The 19,371-nt window shown below is 41.0% G+C and carries 20 protein-coding genes; 1 reads left to right on the plus strand and 19 read right to left on the minus strand.

Going from position 1 to position 19,371, the window contains the following annotated elements:
* Complete coding sequence (locus JR334_04060) at positions 1-183, minus strand: 4Fe-4S binding protein (GenBank protein QRN86407.1); 183 nt, start codon at positions 181-183, stop codon at positions 1-3.
* A gap of 353 nt (positions 184-536) precedes the next feature.
* Here JR334_04060 and JR334_04065 point away from each other — a divergent pair, with 353 nt between their 5' ends.
* On the plus strand, positions 537-1,940 hold the full coding sequence (locus tag JR334_04065; GenBank protein QRN86408.1) for an MATE family efflux transporter: 1,404 nt from the start codon (positions 537-539) through the stop codon (positions 1,938-1,940).
* A 102-nt stretch (positions 1,941-2,042) separates the two neighbouring features.
* Here the strand turns inward: JR334_04065 and JR334_04070 are convergent, their stop codons facing one another.
* From JR334_04070 to proC, 18 genes are all read right to left on the minus strand, one after another.
* On the minus strand, positions 2,043-2,744 hold the full coding sequence (locus JR334_04070; GenBank protein QRN86409.1) for a hypothetical protein: 702 nt from the start codon (positions 2,742-2,744) through the stop codon (positions 2,043-2,045).
* Between the two features lie 246 nt (positions 2,745-2,990).
* On the minus strand, positions 2,991-3,803 hold the full coding sequence (locus JR334_04075) for an S-layer homology domain-containing protein (protein QRN86410.1): 813 nt from the start codon (positions 3,801-3,803) through the stop codon (positions 2,991-2,993).
* A gap of 230 nt (positions 3,804-4,033) precedes the next feature.
* Complete coding sequence (locus tag JR334_04080; GenBank protein QRN86411.1) at positions 4,034-4,615, minus strand: orotate phosphoribosyltransferase; 582 nt, start codon at positions 4,613-4,615, stop codon at positions 4,034-4,036.
* Positions 4,602-5,327 carry an orotidine-5'-phosphate decarboxylase gene (pyrF, locus tag JR334_04085; GenBank protein ID QRN86412.1) on the minus strand — a complete coding sequence of 242 codons (726 nt, stop codon included), beginning with the start codon at positions 5,325-5,327 and terminating at the stop codon, positions 4,602-4,604. The genes JR334_04080 and pyrF overlap by 14 nt, the downstream gene beginning before the upstream one ends.
* A gap of 8 nt (positions 5,328-5,335) precedes the next feature.
* Positions 5,336-6,256, minus strand: a complete 921-nt coding sequence (locus JR334_04090; GenBank protein QRN86413.1) for a dihydroorotate dehydrogenase — start codon at positions 6,254-6,256, stop codon at positions 5,336-5,338.
* Complete coding sequence (locus JR334_04095; protein ID QRN86414.1) at positions 6,249-7,037, minus strand: dihydroorotate dehydrogenase electron transfer subunit; 789 nt, start codon at positions 7,035-7,037, stop codon at positions 6,249-6,251. Before JR334_04095 ends, JR334_04090 begins: the two co-directional genes overlap by 8 nt.
* Before the next feature lie 11 nt (positions 7,038-7,048).
* Positions 7,049-8,341, minus strand: a complete 1,293-nt coding sequence (locus JR334_04100) for a dihydroorotase (GenBank protein QRN86415.1) — start codon at positions 8,339-8,341, stop codon at positions 7,049-7,051.
* Positions 8,334-8,876, minus strand: a complete 543-nt coding sequence (pyrR, locus tag JR334_04105; GenBank protein QRN86416.1) for a bifunctional pyr operon transcriptional regulator/uracil phosphoribosyltransferase PyrR — start codon at positions 8,874-8,876, stop codon at positions 8,334-8,336. Before pyrR ends, JR334_04100 begins: the two co-directional genes overlap by 8 nt.
* Positions 8,877-9,002: 126 nt before the next feature.
* Positions 9,003-10,763: a DUF4445 domain-containing protein gene (locus JR334_04110; GenBank protein ID QRN86417.1), complete on the minus strand. Its 1,761-nt coding sequence runs from the start codon at positions 10,761-10,763 to the stop codon at positions 9,003-9,005.
* On the minus strand, positions 10,760-11,647 hold the full coding sequence (gene hslO / locus JR334_04115; GenBank protein QRN86418.1) for an Hsp33 family molecular chaperone HslO: 888 nt from the start codon (positions 11,645-11,647) through the stop codon (positions 10,760-10,762). The genes JR334_04110 and hslO overlap by 4 nt, the downstream gene beginning before the upstream one ends.
* Positions 11,628-12,587, minus strand: coding sequence for an RluA family pseudouridine synthase (locus JR334_04120; protein QRN86852.1), 960 nt, complete (start codon positions 12,585-12,587; stop codon positions 11,628-11,630). The genes hslO and JR334_04120 overlap by 20 nt, the downstream gene beginning before the upstream one ends.
* Before the next feature lie 11 nt (positions 12,588-12,598).
* Positions 12,599-13,048, minus strand: coding sequence for a signal peptidase II (gene lspA / locus JR334_04125; GenBank protein ID QRN86853.1), 450 nt, complete (start codon positions 13,046-13,048; stop codon positions 12,599-12,601).
* 339 nt (positions 13,049-13,387) lie between these two features.
* A complete protein-coding gene (locus tag JR334_04130) occupies positions 13,388-13,969 on the minus strand; it encodes a phosphate propanoyltransferase (protein QRN86419.1) in 582 nt (193 codons plus the stop codon).
* Positions 13,969-16,755: an isoleucine--tRNA ligase gene (ileS, locus tag JR334_04135; GenBank protein ID QRN86420.1), complete on the minus strand. Its 2,787-nt coding sequence runs from the start codon at positions 16,753-16,755 to the stop codon at positions 13,969-13,971. The genes JR334_04130 and ileS overlap by 1 nt, the downstream gene beginning before the upstream one ends.
* A gap of 307 nt (positions 16,756-17,062) precedes the next feature.
* On the minus strand, positions 17,063-17,524 hold the full coding sequence (locus tag JR334_04140) for a DivIVA domain-containing protein (protein QRN86421.1): 462 nt from the start codon (positions 17,522-17,524) through the stop codon (positions 17,063-17,065).
* A gap of 15 nt (positions 17,525-17,539) precedes the next feature.
* Entirely contained in the window at positions 17,540-18,316 is a 777-nt protein-coding gene (locus JR334_04145) for an RNA-binding protein (GenBank protein ID QRN86422.1), read from the minus strand.
* 1 nt (position 18,317) lies between these two features.
* Positions 18,318-18,566: a YggT family protein gene (locus tag JR334_04150; GenBank protein QRN86423.1), complete on the minus strand. Its 249-nt coding sequence runs from the start codon at positions 18,564-18,566 to the stop codon at positions 18,318-18,320.
* Between the two features lies 1 nt (position 18,567).
* A complete protein-coding gene (gene proC, locus JR334_04155) occupies positions 18,568-19,368 on the minus strand; it encodes a pyrroline-5-carboxylate reductase (GenBank protein ID QRN86424.1) in 801 nt (266 codons plus the stop codon).
* Between the last annotated feature and the right edge of the window lie 3 nt (positions 19,369-19,371).

Consider the following 19,371-nt stretch of genomic DNA (forward strand, 5'->3'; position numbering starts at 1 on the left):
CTATACACTCTGAAATGCGCCATAAGGACACATCATCAAGCATTTACCACATTGTACACACTTCGCCTTATCAATAGTTGGTGCTTCAAATCCCTGCTGCTCAATTGCTCCAGTTGGACAATACGCGATAGAGGGGCAACGGTGGTTTTTAGGACAGCGTTGTCCTTCAACAATTATGCTCATTTTATTCTCCTTTACTCTTCACAAGTTTCATATACCCCAGTGGGGTATATGAGAAGAATAACAGAATTATCTTTTTCTGTCAAAATAATTCTAATCGCTTTTATCCCTTTAGAGATTAGGAAAAACAAATCATTCCTATTTTGCATATAATGAACTATTTGGTCAGAACAATATGTAGACAATCCTATAAATAATTAATGATTACACACAATCTAAAAATCTGTTATACTGTAAAACATAGCGAGTAGCGAAAGCGTAAGTCCAGTTATAACTGGACTTACGCTTTTTTATTTGCAAAAAGCAGTATTTTTCACACACTTTTAGTAATTCAGAACTATTTTATGGAGGTTGTCATGAACAAAAACTATTTAGCAGAAGAAAAACTAGGAACACTTTTACTGAAATTCTCTATTCCTTGCATTCTCTCCCTTCTAATTTCATCCCTGTACAATATCGTTGACCAAATATTTATAGGTCACGCTGTTGGTTATCTTGGAAATGGAGCTACAAATGTAGTCTTCCCCATTACGATTATAGCCTTATCCTTAGCCTTATTCATTGGCGATGGTAGTGCCGCACTTCTCAGTATATGTTCTGGGAAAAAAGATTATGAATCTGGACGAAAAAGTGTTGGATCAGCAGTAACCCTAATGATTATGGTAAGCATTGCGCTGACCTTGGTTGCTGTTTTGAATAAAGAAGCTATCCTATGGCGCTTTGGCGCTACTGAAAATAACATTCGCTATGCTATTGAATATATGAATTATATTCTAATCGGTATCCCCTTCTTTATATTGGCAAACTCGATAAATTCAATTATTCGAGCGGACGGAAGCCCACAATATGCAATGGGATCCATGTTTATTGGTGCAATCGTAAACATCGTATTAGACGCCATCTTTATATTTGTATTCAATTGGGGCATGATGGGTGCTGGACTTGCCACATCGATTGGCCAAGTAATTTCTGCAGCAGTGTCCTGTCGGTACTTATTCAGAATGAATACATTTACATTAGGATTACAGGACCTTGTCCCCAATGCAATAATTGGGAAATTCTTGCCACTGGGGGTTAGTAGCTTCATAACGCAAATATCCATTGTGATTACTTTTACGGTCATGAACAATGTATTGGTTACGCAGGGAGCACTATCAAAATATGGTAGTGATATTCCTTTGACTGCTTTTGGTATTGTTACAAAAGTCTTTCAAATCGTAATTTCTGTTATCGTGGGAATCGCAATTGGTGCACAACCCATTGTCGGCTTTAATTTAGGTGCTGGCAAATATGACCGAATTAAGTCCTTATATGCCTTAGTCCTAAAAGCTGAAATTATATTTGCGACCATTAGTACTTTAGCTTTTGAACTGTTTCCTAGTCAAATACTAGGTTTATTCGGTACAGAAAATAACCTGTATTTGGCATTTGGCGTTAAAGCTTTTAGAATCTACTTGGCTTTTGTCATTTTATGTGCGGTGCAAAAATCATCGTCCATCTTTTTACAAGCGCTAGGAAAGCCAGTACTCTCTATGGGGTTATCCCTTCTAAGAGACATCGTCTTAGTCTTACCGTTAATATTCATAATGACCAATATTATGGGTGTTGAAGGTATTCTCTTTACAGCACCAATAGCAGATCTTATCTCCTTTCTTGCAACCGCTCTTGTCATGATATACATCATGAAAGGCTTAGGAAAAGAAAGCGAAGAAAACAAGATTAATATAGTTGCTCTTAAGAAAGCTGAAAATTTGTTATAGATTCAGCCATCTTGGTATCTAACATATTCTCTTCAAACAGCAGTATGAGATGAACCAAACGAATGATTCATCTCACACTGACTTCACTTTAAAACCCAACCACTACTCAACATATAGCATGCCACCAAATCCAAACCATTGCACCACTTCGTCCAAATCAAGGGTTGCCATAGAGCCCCAGGAGGAAACATCCATTGTGGTTTTCATGGTTTCCGGATTCTCATGAAGTGCTGTAATCGTGACCCAGTGCCGTTGGAAGTCTTCTTCTCTTTGATGTCCCCCATGATCTATAAAGCCTACATTCTTTAAACTTCTATTCAAGTAGATTAACAATAGAACGGGTGAGTCGGATTGCAGGCCTTCTTGAATAAATTGAATAACGTTGTCCATATTTCCAATTCTCTTCTTGGAACGAATTAGTAGGTCAATCCCCCTACTCTTGCCATATTGCCTTATCCCGTTTGAAAGCATAGACAGGGTTGGCAAACCTAGTGTTACAGGCATACCATGAACTTGATGAATTGGTTTAAATACTTTAATGGGCGTAATATACTCGTATACATCTTGCATATGCCTTCTAAATTCTTCTATGGTAGGGTTCAAGATATCGTACTGGTATAATCCGCGAAAACTCTCCTTGTTTATGGCTAGATAGGCTAGCAAATTTGCTGCTGCAACGGTCCCACAACCACCAAACATGCCAACTTGATTTGGTTGAAACCACAATTGATTGCCACCGTAATATGTGTGATCTCCATCAACAATTTTGATAAAATTCTCATTCCCTAAGCTTCTTGTTTTCATAGGCCAGTAAACTCCAAATTCATCGGTCTCTTTTGAGATATTTCAATGGTATCCCAATCGAACGTTCATACCTTAGTTCTGTCTAGATATTGTTTTCCATCCCAAGAACTTTTTTGCTATTGTCTTCGAATACTATTCCTAGTAGCAATAAGATAGAAGGATTGCATGTTTAGACAGGCAATCCTTCAGTATTCAAGGCGATTTTCTTATTATTACACATAGCTGTACCAGCTATTCACAACTGCCTCAACCCGAAGCAGGTTTTTCTTCTTGCATCTTATTCTCTTCATTCTGTGTAATTCTCTCACGAGCTTCAGTTTGGGCGATTACCCTATTTAAAACAACAACCACTTCGGCTCTTGTAATCTCTCTATTAGGATAGAATCTGTTATTAGATCCACTAATCAAGCCCATTTCTCTAAGCGCTAACACATATCCCAATTCAGAAGTAGGTATCTCATCCTGGTCTAAGTAATAGGTCTTATCCTCATCAAAGTCCATCTTATCAATTTTCAGACTTTTGGCTAGCAGAAGAGCAAATTGTAGCCTGCTACTATTTGCTTTACCATAGTTTTGGCTCATTTGAGCAATCTGCATGGTTGTTTTTTCCTGCATGAGCTCTCTAGCCCAAATTGGAACAAGGTCCCAATCGATTTCATCTAGATCTTGGTCATCATATGAAATACCATCCAGGCTCCGGAGTAGCTGTTTTACCATAAGCACACTTTGTGTGCCTGTCGTGGGGCTATTGGGCGAAAAAGAACCATCTGGAAATCCACCTGCAAGGCCCCAATAAAATGATGAACGAATCTGTTCCTGAGCCCAATGTCCCTCTATATCATTAAAACAAGGTTGATCATTGTCATGTAGTCTAATACGTTCCTGCAACTGTTCTCGTGCTTCATCACGTATCTGAATCCTATCTTGTAGCATAGTACGCATCTGTTCTTTAAGCTCTTGGTTAATTGGTTCTACCACCAAATTTTCAGCATACGCCATCGTGGAAACACTAAAAACCAGTAGCGTGGCAAGTAGAATAATGAGTAATTTTTGTTTCATTTTCTTTTCCCCCTACTCTTACTATCATAGCTTTAACCTATTATGCCAAGCCTTCCACTGCTGCAACAAAACTAAGAATATCTTCTCCATCCTGCTTCATCTGTTCTTCTTTATTATTATATCATGCCATGGTATGAGTTGCCTCATCTTCACACCCCGAATTATCACTTGCCTTTTATTTCCTGTAGCCTATCAAAAAAAGCCCGCCAAGGCGGGCTTTTGAATCCATCTTAATCTACTTTTCTAGAGCCTGGTTTTACAATGGGAACGCCATCTTTACACAAAGGACATTCTTCTGCATCAAAGCTGACCACGTCTAAAGTTAGAGCACTTACCTGTTTATCCACGCCCAAATCCAATGTTCCGCCGGAACGGTCTACTAGCACAGCAGTGCCTACTACCACGCCACCAGCTTCTCGCACTAAGTTAATCACTTCGATTACTGAGCCACCCGTCGTCGTCACATCTTCAGTGACCAAGACTCTTGCACCCTTAGGTATAAAAAAGTTCCTTCTTAGGGTCATTTTGTTGTCCACACGTTCTGTAAAAAGACTAGGTGTACCCAGTTGGCGTGCCATCTCATAAGAAAGAGTCACCCCACCCATTGCCGGGCCTACCACCAAATCTACTTCATCATCTACAAAAGACTCTGCCATATGTTCGCAGAGTGCTTCCGTGTATTCTGGGAACTTGAGTACTTGAGCACATTGTACATATTGTCCACTATGTCTACCTGAAGTTAATCTGAAATGCCCATTCAGTAAAGCTTCGGATTCCTCAAAGATTTCAATTATTTGTTCATTCGTTAACATATGCTTCCTCCATTTCCTTTACAATGCTTCTAGCCGCAGCTACTGGGTCATCTGCTTTTGTAATAGGTCTTCCCACTACTAAATAATGAGAACCAGCTGCTATGGCTTTCTTAGGTGTCATAATCCGTTTTTGGTCTGCTACATCTGAATTTGCCGGTCTTACACCTGGCGTCACACTGATAAAGTCTTTACCACAAACCTCACGAATCAAAGTTGCCTCCAAGGGTGAACAAACAACGCCATCGAGACCTGCCTTTTTAGATAAGGCACCCAGCCTTTTAACCATGTTTGTTGGGTCTTCTGCATACCCTATGGCTTGCATATCCTCATCTGATAGACTCGTCAGGATGGTCACTGCAATAACCATTGGAGAGGGGATATTTAGACGTTTTGCTTCTTCACGAGCTGCTTGAGCAGCTTTTCGCATCATCTCTTCACCACCAGACGCATGAACATTGAATATATCCACACCTAAACTCGTAAGTACTCTGGTAGCTTGAGCAACCGTGTTGGGAATATCGTGTAACTTGAGATCCAAGAATACTTTTCCGCCCAACTCTTTGACTCGGCTCACTACTTCTTTCCCTAGGCTGTTGTAGACTTGCATGCCAATCTTGAACATACCCACTTCGTCCTTCAAAAGATTAACATAATATTCTACTTCTTGCATTGTATCCACATCCAGTGCCACAATGAGTTTTTCCTTAGCCATCATTCCTCCTATCTATGTGCCTTGCCTACCAAGGACTTGATATCTTTTATGTTCTTTTGTTTCATATACCTTTCAATACCATCGATGACTTCTAGGCCTACTGCTGGATTCACCAGATTGGCTGTACCCAATTGGATGGCGGTAGCACCTGCCAGCATATATTCAATAGCATCTTTAGCATTCATGATCCCACCCAATCCAACAATGGGAATACTAACTTTTTGGTAGACCTGATAAACCATCCTTAGACCTACCGGTTTTACAGCAGGACCAGACAGCCCTCCAAATGTATTGGATAGCGACGCTTTCATAGTCTCACTATCTATAGCCATACCCAACAAGGTGTTAATCAGACTGATTCCATCTGCACCACCGTCCTCAACCGCCTGAGCGATTGCGGTAATATCGGTAACGTTTGGTGAAAGTTTGACCAGAACCTTTTTGCTAGTATGCTTTTTGACCTCCTCGGTAACAGCACGTGCATCTTCTGGTATCGTACCGAAAGCCAAGCCACCAGACTTAACATTAGGACATGAAATATTCACTTCAAGCCCTGAAATACCCTCCACATCTAGTTTTTCAGCCAATATTCCATACTCTTCTACCGTGTTGCCAGAAATATTTGCAAAAAAATGGGTATCTAGTTTCCCTACCTCCGGTAGAATATTTGCTAAGAAATAGTCCACTCCTTGGTTTTGAAGACCAATACAATTTAGAAGTCCTCCAGATGTTTGCATCAATCTTCCAGGAGGATTTCCTTTTTTATTATTCAAAGTTGTACCCTTCCCTACTATAGCACCCAAGGAGGATACATCCATATAGGGCAAAAGCTCAACACCAGAGCCACAAGTTCCCGAAGCAGTCATAACAGGATTCTTTAAGTGAAGTCCCATCAAATCAATCGATAAGTCTACTTGTTGATCAGTCATCGAAAACCACCTCTCTGCTTGAAAAAACAGGCCCCTCCACACAGACTCGTTCATAGGTCTCTTCTTGGTTTTGGTTAAGAATTCTTGTAACGCAACCCAAACATACCCCAATACCGCACGCCATATATTCCTCCATGGAAAGACTACAAGGAATATGTCTTGTGTTACAAATCTTGGCTAGGGCCTTCAACATGGGTTTTGGTCCGCAGGCGTAGACATGGTCGTATTCTGAAATAGACACTAGGCCTTCAAGTGGCGTACAAGCATGTCCCTTAATACCACATGTACCGTCCATGGTAGTCACCCATAGTTTCTTGCTCCATTTTGCAAGTTGCTCTTGCGAAAAGACATCTTTTTGAGAATTAAAGCCCAAAATAGTATGGATTTCTACCTGTTCTTCATATAGTGCTTCTGCCAAAGCGTGTAACGGCGCAACACCAATACCCCCTCCAACTAGTAGGACTTTTTTCATTTCTGCTGTCCAGCTAAATCCATGACCCAACGGTCCAATAATCTTTAGCTTGTCTTCTTCTTGCTTTCGAGAAAGCTGCAGGGTGCCAGGCCCTACTACAGCATACATAATTTGTAAACCACCCGGGATAATTCGAGCAATACTTATCGGTCGATTCAGAAGCGGTGAAGCTTCATTACTAGATCCAATCTGTATAAACTGTCCAGGATACGCTTCGTTAGCAATATCCGGACATTCTATTTCCATCCGGTATACCTGGTGGTTTAAGGAAACATTACTAATTACTTTTCCTTGTATCGCATAAGGCATAAGTATCTCCTCTAAAATGTGACGTTATCGTCTCTCATAGCCAAGTCTCCTCCAGCTATGGTCATCAGCACTTTCCCATAAAGCTCTGTGCCTAAAAATGGTGAGTTAATCGATTTAGAATAGAAGTCTTCACGTCGGACTTCCCACTTTCTTTCGGGGTCAATAAGTACTAGATTGGCAAGTCCTTCCATTGGATTGCCACATTGCTCCGGTAAACTAAAACGAGTATATGGTGCTATGGTCAACATCTCAATGGCCTTCACCAAATCGATAACCCCTTTTCTGACCAATTCCGTATTGATAACCCCAAAACATGTCTCAAGACCAATCATACCTTTGGGTGCATTTTCTAGCCCCTTTGCCTTCTCCTCTTGGCTATGTGGTGCATGGTCCGTAGTAAACATATCTATGGTACCATCCTTTATTGCTTCCACAACAGCCAAACGGTCCATTTCACCCCGGAGAGGAGGACTTACTTTGTAGTTGGCATCATTCGTCAGGAGACTCTCGTCGGTTAAAGAAAAGTGGTGCGGAGTCGCTTCAGCAGTCACATCAACCCCCTCTGCCTTAGCATGCCTAATCAAGTCTACGGAGGTTTTGGTACTTACATGGGCAATATGAATAGGAAGATCATACTCCTTGGCAAGTAAAATATCTCTTGCTGTCATAATGTCTTCCGCTGCCCTAGGAATACCCGGTAAACCTAGTTGTTCAGAGATGGGGCCTTTGTTCAATACACCATTTTTGGTGAGCGAAAGATCCTCGCAGTGGTCGATAACTACAGCACCCAATCCTTTTGAAATTTGCATGGCATTTTTCATGGTTTCTGAATCCATGACAGCCATACCATCATCGGAGAAAGCCACAACACCAGCCTTCTTCAATTCAGCCAAATCGGTCAACTTTTCCCCTTTCAGTCCTTGTGTTATCGCCCCTATGGGTAAGACTTCTACCGGGCCTGCCTCGCTTTTATCCAATATGTAGCGAATCGTCTTTGCGGAGTCTGCTGCCGGCTTAGAATTGGGCATAGGCGCAATCGCTGTGAAACCGCCATGGGCAGCAGCCTGCATCCCGGTAAGAATTGTTTCCTTATGCTCATACCCTGGTTCTCGCAAATGTACATGCATATCAATAAATCCTGGGCATAATACCAACCCATCTCCATCGATGGTCTCCACTCTTTCCGGATTGAGGTTATTTCCGACGATAGCAATCTCGCCTTCACGAATATAGATATCCTTAATCTCATCCGTTTGCTCATAAGGATTTACCCAGCGGACCTGTTTAATCAATAGATTAACCATTTTTCTTCCTTTCTGTAATAATGACGTGGCTTCCAGACATATCCTTATGAATCAATACATCCACATTTTCTTTATGTGCAGTAGGTACATTTTTGCCCACAAAATCTGCGCGTATGGGCAATTCTCTGTGCCCACGGTCTATTAAGACTGCAAGCTCTACTTTCCGCGGTCGGCCTAGCGTGTTCAAGGCATCCAAGGCTGCTCGGACAGTACGCCCAGTATATAAGACGTCGTCAACCAATATGACCACCTTGCCATCCACCGATTCACTTACATCCAGCGTTAAATCCAAGTTTTCTTTGTTAACATCATCTCTATATGCCTTTGTTTGCAAATAGATCAAAGGAATCTCCACCCCTTCAATCCTTTTGATATTTGCTTGTATAATCTCACCTATTGCATTACCGCCACGATGAATGCAAACAATAACCAATTCGTCTAGTTCCCTATTTTTTTCAATTATTTCATGTGTAATACGGGTCAATGTCTTGCGGATCTTCTCACCATCCATAACTGTCGCTTTTTCCTGTAACATAAGCCCTCCAAAAAAAAGAATCTGCCGAAGACAGATTCATTCATATCTCTCTTGATGGCATCTCGTACCAATTTAAAGAAATTATCATAAAATTATACTTCTTTTAACCCCATATCGTCAACCTTGCTAAAAACTCATACAGCGAGCAAATTCTGAATTAAAGTCCTTGTCTGTAGATAACTCAATATATTTGGATTTAACAGATATTTTTTCAGCTCTCTTACGCTCATCCGCAGATAGTAGATTGATGATTGCTCCTTGTCCTGCACTATTGCCTACAGCCACAATTCGCTCTAAAGCGATATCTGGAAACATAGAGATTTCTAGTGCACTCTTGGTATTCACGTAACTACCGAAAGCACCTGCTAAATAAATAGCTTTAATATCTTTGTTCGTTATACCTGCACGCTTCATAAGCACATTCATGCCAGCCAAGAGAGCGCCCTTTGCCAATTGCAACTCTCGGATATCTTTTTGAGTCAACCAGATTTCCTTGTCGGGTTCTTCTAAATTTTCATAAAGCTTGATTGCTCTCTGACCATTAAAGGTACCTAACCACCGACTTAAGGGATTTTCATCTGGTAAAGCTGCTACCCTTCCATTTTTCAGTATCAGGCCATGATTCAGCAATTTGGCAGCACCATCAATTAAACCAGAGCCACAAATCCCTACCGGTGTTCCGTCATCAATGGTTTTTAAGACAATTTCATTGTCAATAATATCCAAAGATTCAATAGCCCCAACATCAGCACGCATACCATATTCTATGGAAGCTCCTTCTAGAGCTGGCCCTGCTGCTGTGGCACAGGTTAAGATCTTGCCACCTACTGCTAAGGCAAGTTCTCCATTGGTACCCAAGTCTAGTGCCATTATGGTTTTTTTCGTCTTATCCAATTTGTTGGCCTGAATTACAGAAACTGTATCTGCTCCTACAAAGCCAGCAATGTTGGGTATTATATGTAATATTGCTTCCCCATTCCACTTCATACCAACAGATGAGGCTTTAACTGGCTGTATTGTCCGATAAGTAGCTAGATACGGTGCCAGTGCAATATGTCTCGGTTCCAATCCTAGGAAAAGATGCATCATGGTGGTGTTGCCACACACAGTTGCCTTAAAGATATATTCAGCGTTAAGCCCCGTCATTTTCAATACCCTATCGGTTAGTTCTTTCACACCTGCTTGCACAGCATCTTTTAACTCTTTACGCTTTTCAACAGACTCTGTACAATATGCAATCCTAGAAATCACATCTGCTCCGTGAACGGCCTGAGGATTGCTGGCACTTGAAATTCCCTCTACTTTACCATTTTCAAGATTCACCAAGTATAGCACCATCGTTGTGGTTCCGATGTCTATGGCTGCTCCCAGCAGGGGAATATCTTCTGTCGTTATGGTAAGCAGTCGATCGCCTTCAATAATTGCATATCCTTTGTAGGCACCAGTTCCGATGTCGGAACAAAGTTTATGCAGTAAATCTATCGATATCTTCAGTGATTGACCTACCGCTTTCTCAAGCCGGTCAACGATGGAGGCATCGTGTTTTAGGGTTGCCTTATCAAACTCGAAGGGAACCTTTTTAATCTGTTTTTGAACCTTATATACCTGGTTCTTCACAAGAGAAGATTTCTTATCCACAAATTTGGTAGCGTCCTTGATGCGAATACAGATGTCTTTATCCAACTTGTATTTGCACGTAAGAATATCCTCATAGCTCTCTATGCCATTTTGGAAAACTTGCAGACTCGCTTTGCATTTCTTACAGGTACCCTTGCCACCACACGGACTGCTTATTTTAATGTCATTCTTTTTCAAAACCTTGAGTAGATTACTTCCTTTTTTTGCAGTTATAATTCTTCCATTATCCAGAATAGTTACTTTTATCATGACAATTCTCTCTTCTTTTCCTGGAGCATTATTTTTAGTTCCTCCTCGCTGAACTGGTAGCGTTTATTGCAAAAACTGCAAACAGCTTCGGCTCCATGATCCTCGCGGATCATTTCTTCGATAGCTTCCGTTTTTAGCGTTCCCAATATTTCGCTATACTTTTCCTTACTGCAAACACACTGAAATGCTACTTCTTTTTTCTCATTGATTTTGTATTCCAATCCTGAAAACAACAACGTCAAAACATACTCTGGGGTTTTGCCTTCTTTAAAAAGTTCACTCAAAACTGGCATTGCCAAAGCATTCTTTTCCAATTGCTTGGCAAATTCCTCATCTGCTCCTGGAAGAAGCTGCACTAAAAATCCACCAGCCCCTTGTACTGTTCCATCCGTCTCAATATATACGCCTAGACCACAAGCAGTTGGTATTTGTTCACTACTCAAATAGTACTCACTTATATCCGAAGCGATTTCACCTGAGGTTAATGGGACACTGCCAGTGTAAGGCTCTTTCAATCCAAGGTCTCTAGTAACAAAAAGGTTTCCCATCCCCACTGCATTGGCAAATGCAAATTTACCATATTCTTCAATTGGCATAGTTACATGCGGGTTATTTACATAACCGCGAACGTTTAAGTCTTTATCCCCAACTGAAATTATTGCACCCAGGGGTCCATCACCCATCACTCGAAGTGTAATGCTATCTTCTTTCGATTTTAGTGTATGACCCATCAGTGCAGTTGCAGTCAATAGCCGACCTAATGCATCTGCTGATGTGGGGTATAAGTCATGAATTATCCTAGCATGCTCTACGATTTCTGTGGACTGAATTACAAAGGCTCTAGCTTGCCCTTCTGCTGTCGCACTAATTAGATAATCCGCCATCTTCAACTTCCCTTTCCTCTAAATAATCCCATTGATCCAAAATTTGTTGAAAGTAATCCGGTAGCGGTGAGGTAAATCTCATTCTTTCCCCAGACTTAGGATGGTCAAAAGCAAGAACACCAGCATGAAGCATCTGTTCAGTGGTATCAAAGGGATTGGCACGTTTCGTATATCTAGTATCACCCACTAATGGATGCTTTATGTAGCTCATGTGTACCCGAATCTGATGTGTGCGTCCCGTTTCCAACTTCATTTCCACTAGCGTGAAACCAGGAAAACGTTTCAAAACCCTATAGTGGGTAATGGCTGCTTTACCATTCTTATGATTTACGGCCATGCGTTTTCGATCCCTTGGGTCACGTCCAATGGGTGCTTCAATTCGCCCACCATTTTCTTCCATCTGTTCATATACCAGAGCTGTGTATAGCCTTTCGACACTATGTGCCTTAAACTGCTCGGCAAGGTTACGGTGTGCCTCATCATTCTTCGCGACCACCAATACACCCGTGGTATCCTTGTCAATCCTATGCACAATACCTGGTCGCATCTTTCCATTAATACCAGAAAGATCCGCACAGTGAAACAAAAGTGCATTAACCAAGGTTCCAGTGTAGTTACCCGGTGCTGGATGCACAGACATTCCTTTTCCCTTGTTTATGACAATGACACTTGCATCTTCATACAAAATATCCAATGGGATATTTTCAGGTTCCACAGACAGTTCCTCTGGCTTCGGTATTTCTACTATAACCGTCTCACCTGCTTTAAGCTTATAGTTCTTTTTCACCTTTTTTCCATCTACTAGAATATGGCCAGACTCAATAAGCTCCACTACATACTGTCGAGAAATATCTAGGTAGGTATCAGCCAAATACCGGTCGATTCGAATATCCTTTTCAGCTTCATCTATAATAAATTTATTTTCTATACCACTCTTCATTTTTTCTTTCATCAATTTACTTTTTCATCCTTTTTCTTTTCCAAATACAGCAATCTAGCCACCAAAGCAATCATACCTAAAACTATAAAAATATCCGCAACATTGAATACGGCAAAAAATTTGACATCAATGAAATCTCGAACATAACCAAATCGAATTCGATCATAGAGATTTCCTAGTGCTCCAGCCAAGGTCACTAAGATAATATAGTAGGTAATCCGGTCTTTTCTCATAGAATAGGCCACAATACCCAAGCCCAATATGGCTAGAATTGTAAAGATTTGGAACAGCAAGAGTTTTCCCTCAAGCATACTAAATGCGGCCCCGGTATTGTGCACAAATGTAATATGTAGCCATCCCTTGATTACCGGTATGCTTTGGTATAGAACAAGTGATTGACTCACCAAATATTTTGTAAAAAGATCCAAGGCCAATAGGCCCAGTACCAAGAATATACTTATCATTCTGCCTCCATTCTATCGCTTATTGTATCATATTTCAGGGCTTCGCTCATGTGTAAAAACGAACAAAAAGGAAATGGTTAAACAAGCATTTTTGTATAAAGTTCCATAAGTAACCTGCGGTAAAACAGCCTTATTCCGTTTCTAGCCTTTCTTTTTCACACTATGACATCGTCTATTTTTTGATGTAATCATCAAAAGCATCACTTATTATGTACAATTTTTTCTACTAGGTAAGTATATAGTATCCTTACTCAAACATCCAAAATGATTCTTCAGTAAAAAAACGGTATAGCATTTGCTATACCGTTTTTATCAATCATTCCTATTCTATTGTTGCTATTTACTAATTGTAACCATCATGCCGGTTTTCAACATACCAGCATTGGCTTCATCTACGTCCAGATGCAATTCTGCCGCATATTGGTCGCTTACTCTAACCAAGACGTTGCCATACACCATAGGACGGTATTCATCTTCTGTAGTCAAAGTTACATGTTGCTTATCTTCTACACCGAATTCCTTTGCTTCAGAAGTATGCAAGTGTACGTGTCTAGCAGCTACAAGTACGCCTTGTGTCAGGGTTACTTCACCTTTCGGGCCAATCAGCTTAAGACCCGGGGTTCCTTCATGTATACCGGAATCCCGCACCACAGCAGGTACACCCAACTTAAAGGAATCTGTAACCGAAATCTCCACTTGGGTGGCTGAACGAAAAGGTCCAAGTACGCGGACTCTCTCGATGGAACCTTTCGGTCCCTCTATGGTTACTGTTTCATCACATGCATATTGTCCTGGTTGTCCTAAATCCTTAATATTGTGCAATTCAGCACCTTCACCAAACAATACATCCATGTCTTTTCTTGACAAGTGCAGGTGATGGTTACTTACGCCCAATACTACCTTCATTTCCTTCATCATTACTCCCCTTCCGTAATTACTTTCGTACAGCGTGGGCATAGTGTAGGATGCTCAGGGTTCGTTCCCAATTCTTCAGAATAAATCCAACATCTTTCGCATTTTTCGCCCTTCGCTGGTTCAATTTTACATTTTAAGTCTTTCATATTCATTGCATCTAATGCATCATCTGGTGCATCAGATAGGTTCAAGATGCGGACCTGAGATACAATAAACCAAGTGGCCAAATCATCCTTACAGCTTTCAACAAAGTCTTTAATCTCTCCGTCTACATATAGGATTACTTCAGCTTGCAAGGCATTACCAATTTTTTTGTCGCCTCTCGCTAATTCCAATGCCTTGTTGACTTCTTCTCTTAATTCTAACACAGTATTAAACTTCGTACGAAGCGTCTCGTTATCATATTGTGAATCTATTTCTGGAAATTCGCAAAGTTGAACACTAACCGGTTCTCCTGCTTCCTTCGGAATATAATTCCAGATTTCTTCTGTAGTATAGGCCAAAATTGGTGTTAACAAGATGGTAAGGTTGTATACAATTTTGTGTAACACAGTCTGTATAGCTCTTCTTTCTACAGACTCCTTACCGGAAGCATACGCTCTATCCTTAATAACATCCATGTATAGGGCACTCAAATCCAGCACGCAGTAGTTGTGGATATGTTGTAGTACCATATAGAAATCGTAATTGTCGTAGGCCTTAATAACCTTAGCAATCATGGTGTTCATTCTTAATAATGCGTATTGGTCTATTTCCCGCAATTGATCGTATTCTACCTTGTTTTTGTTTGGATCATAGTCATATAGATTACCCAAGGCAAAACGAACAGTGTTACGAATCTTGCGGTACATCTCAGTCATTTGCTTAAAGATTTCATCTGAAGCCGAAATGTCTTTTTTGTAATCTGCTGAAGCAGCCCAAAGCCTCAAGATATCCGCACCCATGCGTTTGATTACATCCTTGGGATCAACTCCATTACCAACAGACTTGGACATTTTTCGTCCCTTACCATCCACAACATAGCCATGCGTTAAAACTGCTTTGTATGGTGCTTTTCCATTGGTTGCAATTGATGTAGACAAGGAAGAATTAAACCAACCACGATGCTGGTCGCTACCTTCTAGATACAAATCTGCAGGTCTTTGAAGCTCTTTGCGATTCATCAAGACTGCCTCATGGCTTGAACCGGAGTCGAACCATACATCCATAATATCTGTTTCCTTGCGGAAGGTACTTCCTCCACAAGACGGACAAGTTAAACCCTTAGGTACTAGTTCTTCAGCTGGTTTATCAAACCAAATATTGGAGCCGTGCTCTCTTACGAGTCCTTCAATGTGATTGATTACATTTTTATCGATAATGGCTTCGCCACAATCTTTGCAGAAGAAAATTGGAATAGGCACGCCCCAAATTCTCTGTCTGGAAATGCACCAGTCAGATCTGTCAGCCACCATGTTGTAAATCCTATCCTTACCCCAGGATGGAATCCACTCAACATCATTTTCAATTGCGTTCAAGGCTTCTTTGCGGAATCCTTCTATAGAAGCAAACCACTGTTCTGTCGCTCTATACAGTAAGGGTGTCTTACAACGCCAGCAATGAGGATATTGGTGTTTTATGAAAATCAGGTTTAATAAAGCCTTTTTCTCTTCCAATTCCTTGGTCACTGCTTTGTTGGCTTCATCGGTTGTCATGCCTGCAAACTGTGCGCCTTCTTCGGTGAATACACCTTGGTCGTCCAATGGCGAAATCACAGGCAGCCCTTCGTATTTTCTACACACTTCATAGTCTTCAAGACCATGTCCCGGTGCAGTATGAACACAACCAGTACCAGCTTCCAAGGTTACATGATCTCCATTGAGTACCAATGATTCACGATCCAACAAAGGATTTTCAGCCACTACATATTCTAGTTCACTACCTTTAAAAGTACCCAGTACTTCCGGAGTAGTTAGCTCGCATTCAGCAATTACGTTATCCTTTAACTCTTTTGCCATAAGATACTTTTCATCACCAAACTGCAGCAACTCATACTCATAGTCCGGATGCAAGGAAATAGCCACGTTTGCTGGCAAAGTCCAAGGTGTAGTTGTCCAAATTACGATATACGTATTATCTTCTGGCAACTTACCTTTTCCATCTTTTACTTTAAATTTCACATAGATGGACGGTGATCTGTGATCATGGTACTCCACCTCTGCTTCTGCTAACGCGGTCTCACAAGATTTGCACCAGTAGACTGGCTTAAGGCCCTTGTAGATATATCCTTTGTCAGCCATTTCACCAAAAACCTTAATTTGGGAGGCCTCATATTCTTTGGTAAGCGTCAGATAAGGATTCTCCCAGTCTGCACGTACACCCAAACGTTTAAAGGAATTACGCTGGATATCCACAAATTTCATGGCATATTTTGCACACTCGTTCCTGAAGTTTACGCTTCCAACCTCATGGCGATTGATTCCTAGTGTTTTCGTAACCTGTTGAGCAATGGGGAGACCATGGGTATCCCAACCAGGAATGTACGGAGCGTCATAACCACTCATAGATTTATATTTTACAATAATATCCTTAAGAATCTTATTGAGTGTCGTACCTAAATGAATATCACCATTGGCATATGGAGGCCCATCATGCAAGATCCATTTTTCCCTGCCTTGATTCTTTTCCTGTACCAACTTGTAAATATCTTGTTGCTCCCACCAATCCAACGTTTCTGGTTCCCGTTTCGGTAAATTGGCCCGCATTGGAAATTCTGTTTTTGGTAGATTCATCGTCTTATCGTATTCCATCTAATTACTCCTTTCATGGTCTTTCATAATTCAAAAAAAATAAACCCGTCCAAAAGGACGAGTTCTACTCGCTATACCACCCTAAGTGTACATCGGCATAACGGTACCGCCCGGAGGTTCCTACTGTCAATTTCAGAACTCTGCTCCAAAGTGATTTTCCCTTCTTCTCTTGGCCCAGCTTCCACCTTCCTGGACTCGCTCTGCAAGTAAATGAACAAGGTACGTCTTTATCATCGCATTTATTTCTTATCTATATTTCTTCAAAATTATAACACATCGGCCATTATTGTCAAAGCCTATCCGATGATTATTCTTCCTCTTCTTCAGCTTCCTCCTCTAGAATATCTAGAAGCGTCTTCAAATCTGCCTTCATCTTCGTCTTATGGTTGCTAACCTTACGCTTTAACTGAGCATAATATGCTTCCATCTCGTCTATTTCTTTTTGGCCATCCACCAAAATCTTTTCTACTTTAAGCTCATTTTCTTTAATCAGCATTTCGCTTTCTTTGACTGCATTCTCACGAATTTCACCGGCTGATTGTTGGGCAAGGATAAAGGTATTCTTCAGATCTTCCTCTAAATTACGGTAATTGTCTATTCTTTCAGCCTGTTCCGAAATATCTGCTTTTAGCTCCTCAATCTCCCTGCACATGGCCTGTACAGAAATAGACAATTCCTCTAAATAGCTATCCACTTCTTCCTTTTTATATCCTAGTGCTCCCGTATGAAAACTGGCTTTTTGAATATCTTCCGGTTTGATATGATTCATTTTTTCCTCCAACGTCTATCGATATCTTCTCAGTTTTACCTGATTCTTTCCTTTTTTACTTTTCCCAATCTGTTCCATGAAAGCCACACGTCCATATCCCCTGCAAGATATCATGCTCCCTGCATTTACTTGACAACCTGGCTTGTTCACAGTTTTCCAGTCCACTTTTACCGACTCACCTCGAATCAGTTTTTCTGCTTTATTTCTTGGTATATGAAAACCTTGAGCTACGATCAAGTCAAGTCTCAGACTAGTTACTGTACATACATTTTCTTGGTAATCAATCCATGAAGAATCTACTGTATCAATCTGTTTCAAACTAGCATTTGCCCTGGCTATCTTCGTTAAGTTCATGCATAAGAAATCTGCCATTTCTTCCTGCACAATCACAGCAGCGCTCATCTCGTCAATCACTACAATATCTCCGAGTTTCTCACGTACAATGCCCAAGCCCATGATAGAACCTAGATAGTCCCTATGCGACAACGATGGGTTCCCAGATTTAACTGCAACGCGGTAAATCTGTATCGGATACGTTTGTGGCTCATTTTTAAAATCCGGGTAGATGGAAAGTATCTTTCTTTCTGCCTCTAGGTATCCACCAGAGCTGCTCACAGAAAGGCCTGGCATGCCTCGTATAATATCTTCTGCCATTGATACATGTAGTGGCGATAAAAAGTCTGAATAAACAATTTTCTTACTTACCATAGCCTTCTCTGCAAGGTCTAGGACACGGGACAGTATCTGTCTATCGGCAGAATCTTTGATATGATTCAAACGTTTATCCATCATACTAAAGTATGCCCATTACCAAATTTTCCAACAAAATGATAATAACGATTGTAACCATCGGCGCAATATCGATCATACTGTTATTAGCAGGCAATAGTTTCCGAATCGGTGATATAAAGGTTTCTGTCAATTCAACCAAACTACGATACCACCGGTTACTTCTAGCATTCGGTAACCAGCTTAATATGGCTCTTGCGACAATTAACCATGTCAACACATTGAAAGCAAACTGCACAAAATCTCGTATCATTCTATTCTCCCAATTCCTTAGATTTTTGGGCCGCAGCTGCAACCGCTTTGATGACTGCATTACGCAATCCCAATTCCTCAAAAATCTCTACTGCTCGAATGGTTGTTCCACCCGGCGAGGTTACCATGTCTCTTAACTCAGCAGGATGTTTCCCAGTCACATCCACCATCATAGCACTACCAATCACTGTATCGATTGAAAGCTTTCGTGCTATATCACGTGGCAGACCTTGATTTACACCTGCGTCAATTAGTGCTTCTATAAACAAATAGATATATGCAGGACCGCTGCCCGAAATTGCAGTAACAGAATCAAAATACTTTTCTTCCATCCAATACGCGTGACCGACAGATAGGAAGATGTCCGTGGCTAGCTCTTTGTCTGCATCATTTGCTGTCTCGGTGCATAGCACGCTTGAAGCTTGACCAATCAATGCTGGTGTGTTGGGCATAACCCGTATGACCCTAGATTCTTGAGCTAAAGATTGTATCTTTGACAGAGGAATACCCGCCGCTATAGAAATAAGCAAATGGTTTTCTGTGAAAAGTTGTTGACTTCCTTCAAGCACTTTTCCCAATACCTGGGGTTTCACTGCCAGCAAAACTACGGAACTCTCTTGAAGCAAGGCATCAATGGAAGAAACAGCCTTTACGCCATAACTTTCTTCAAGAATAATAATCCTTTTTTCATCAATATCATAAACATATACTTCAAGCTCAGGTCGTTTCTCAGTGATACCAGCAATGATGGCCTCCGCCATTTTACCGCCACCAATGAAACCAATTCTCTGGTTGGTTATCATAGT

The organism is Clostridia bacterium, assembly GCA_016887505.1.
GTDB lineage: Bacteria > Bacillota > TC1 > TC1 > UBA5767 > UBA5767.

Coding starts and splice junctions, on each gene's coding strand:
- proC (QRN86424.1), bottom strand. CDS start 19,368: ATGATAACCAACCAGAGAATTGGTTTCATTGGTGGCGGTAAAATGGCG.
- JR334_04070 (QRN86409.1), bottom strand. CDS start 2,744: ATGAAAACAAGAAGCTTAGGGAATGAGAATTTTATCAAAATTGTTGAT.
- pyrF (QRN86412.1), bottom strand. CDS start 5,327: ATGGCTAAGGAAAAACTCATTGTGGCACTGGATGTGGATACAATGCAA.
- JR334_04140 (QRN86421.1), bottom strand. CDS start 17,524: ATGAATCATATCAAACCGGAAGATATTCAAAAAGCCAGTTTTCATACG.
- pyrR (QRN86416.1), bottom strand. CDS start 8,876: ATGTTACAGGAAAAAGCGACAGTTATGGATGGTGAGAAGATCCGCAAG.
- JR334_04110 (QRN86417.1), bottom strand. CDS start 10,763: ATGATAAAAGTAACTATTCTGGATAATGGAAGAATTATAACTGCAAAA.
- JR334_04060 (QRN86407.1), bottom strand. CDS start 183: ATGAGCATAATTGTTGAAGGACAACGCTGTCCTAAAAACCACCGTTGC.
- JR334_04100 (QRN86415.1), bottom strand. CDS start 8,341: ATGGTTAATCTATTGATTAAACAGGTCCGCTGGGTAAATCCTTATGAG.
- ileS (QRN86420.1), bottom strand. CDS start 16,755: ATGGAATACGATAAGACGATGAATCTACCAAAAACAGAATTTCCAATG.
- JR334_04145 (QRN86422.1), bottom strand. CDS start 18,316: ATGATGGATAAACGTTTGAATCATATCAAAGATTCTGCCGATAGACAG.
- JR334_04095 (QRN86414.1), bottom strand. CDS start 7,037: ATGCCTTATGCGATACAAGGAAAAGTAATTAGTAATGTTTCCTTAAAC.
- JR334_04090 (QRN86413.1), bottom strand. CDS start 6,256: ATGACTGATCAACAAGTAGACTTATCGATTGATTTGATGGGACTTCAC.
- JR334_04120 (QRN86852.1), bottom strand. CDS start 12,587: ATGAAGAGTGGTATAGAAAATAAATTTATTATAGATGAAGCTGAAAAG.
- JR334_04130 (QRN86419.1), bottom strand. CDS start 13,969: ATGATGAAGGAAATGAAGGTAGTATTGGGCGTAAGTAACCATCACCTG.
- JR334_04065 (QRN86408.1), top strand. CDS start 537: ATGAACAAAAACTATTTAGCAGAAGAAAAACTAGGAACACTTTTACTG.
- JR334_04080 (QRN86411.1), bottom strand. CDS start 4,615: ATGTTAACGAATGAACAAATAATTGAAATCTTTGAGGAATCCGAAGCT.
- hslO (QRN86418.1), bottom strand. CDS start 11,647: ATGGCGGATTATCTAATTAGTGCGACAGCAGAAGGGCAAGCTAGAGCC.
- JR334_04075 (QRN86410.1), bottom strand. CDS start 3,803: ATGAAACAAAAATTACTCATTATTCTACTTGCCACGCTACTGGTTTTT.
- JR334_04150 (QRN86423.1), bottom strand. CDS start 18,566: ATGATACGAGATTTTGTGCAGTTTGCTTTCAATGTGTTGACATGGTTA.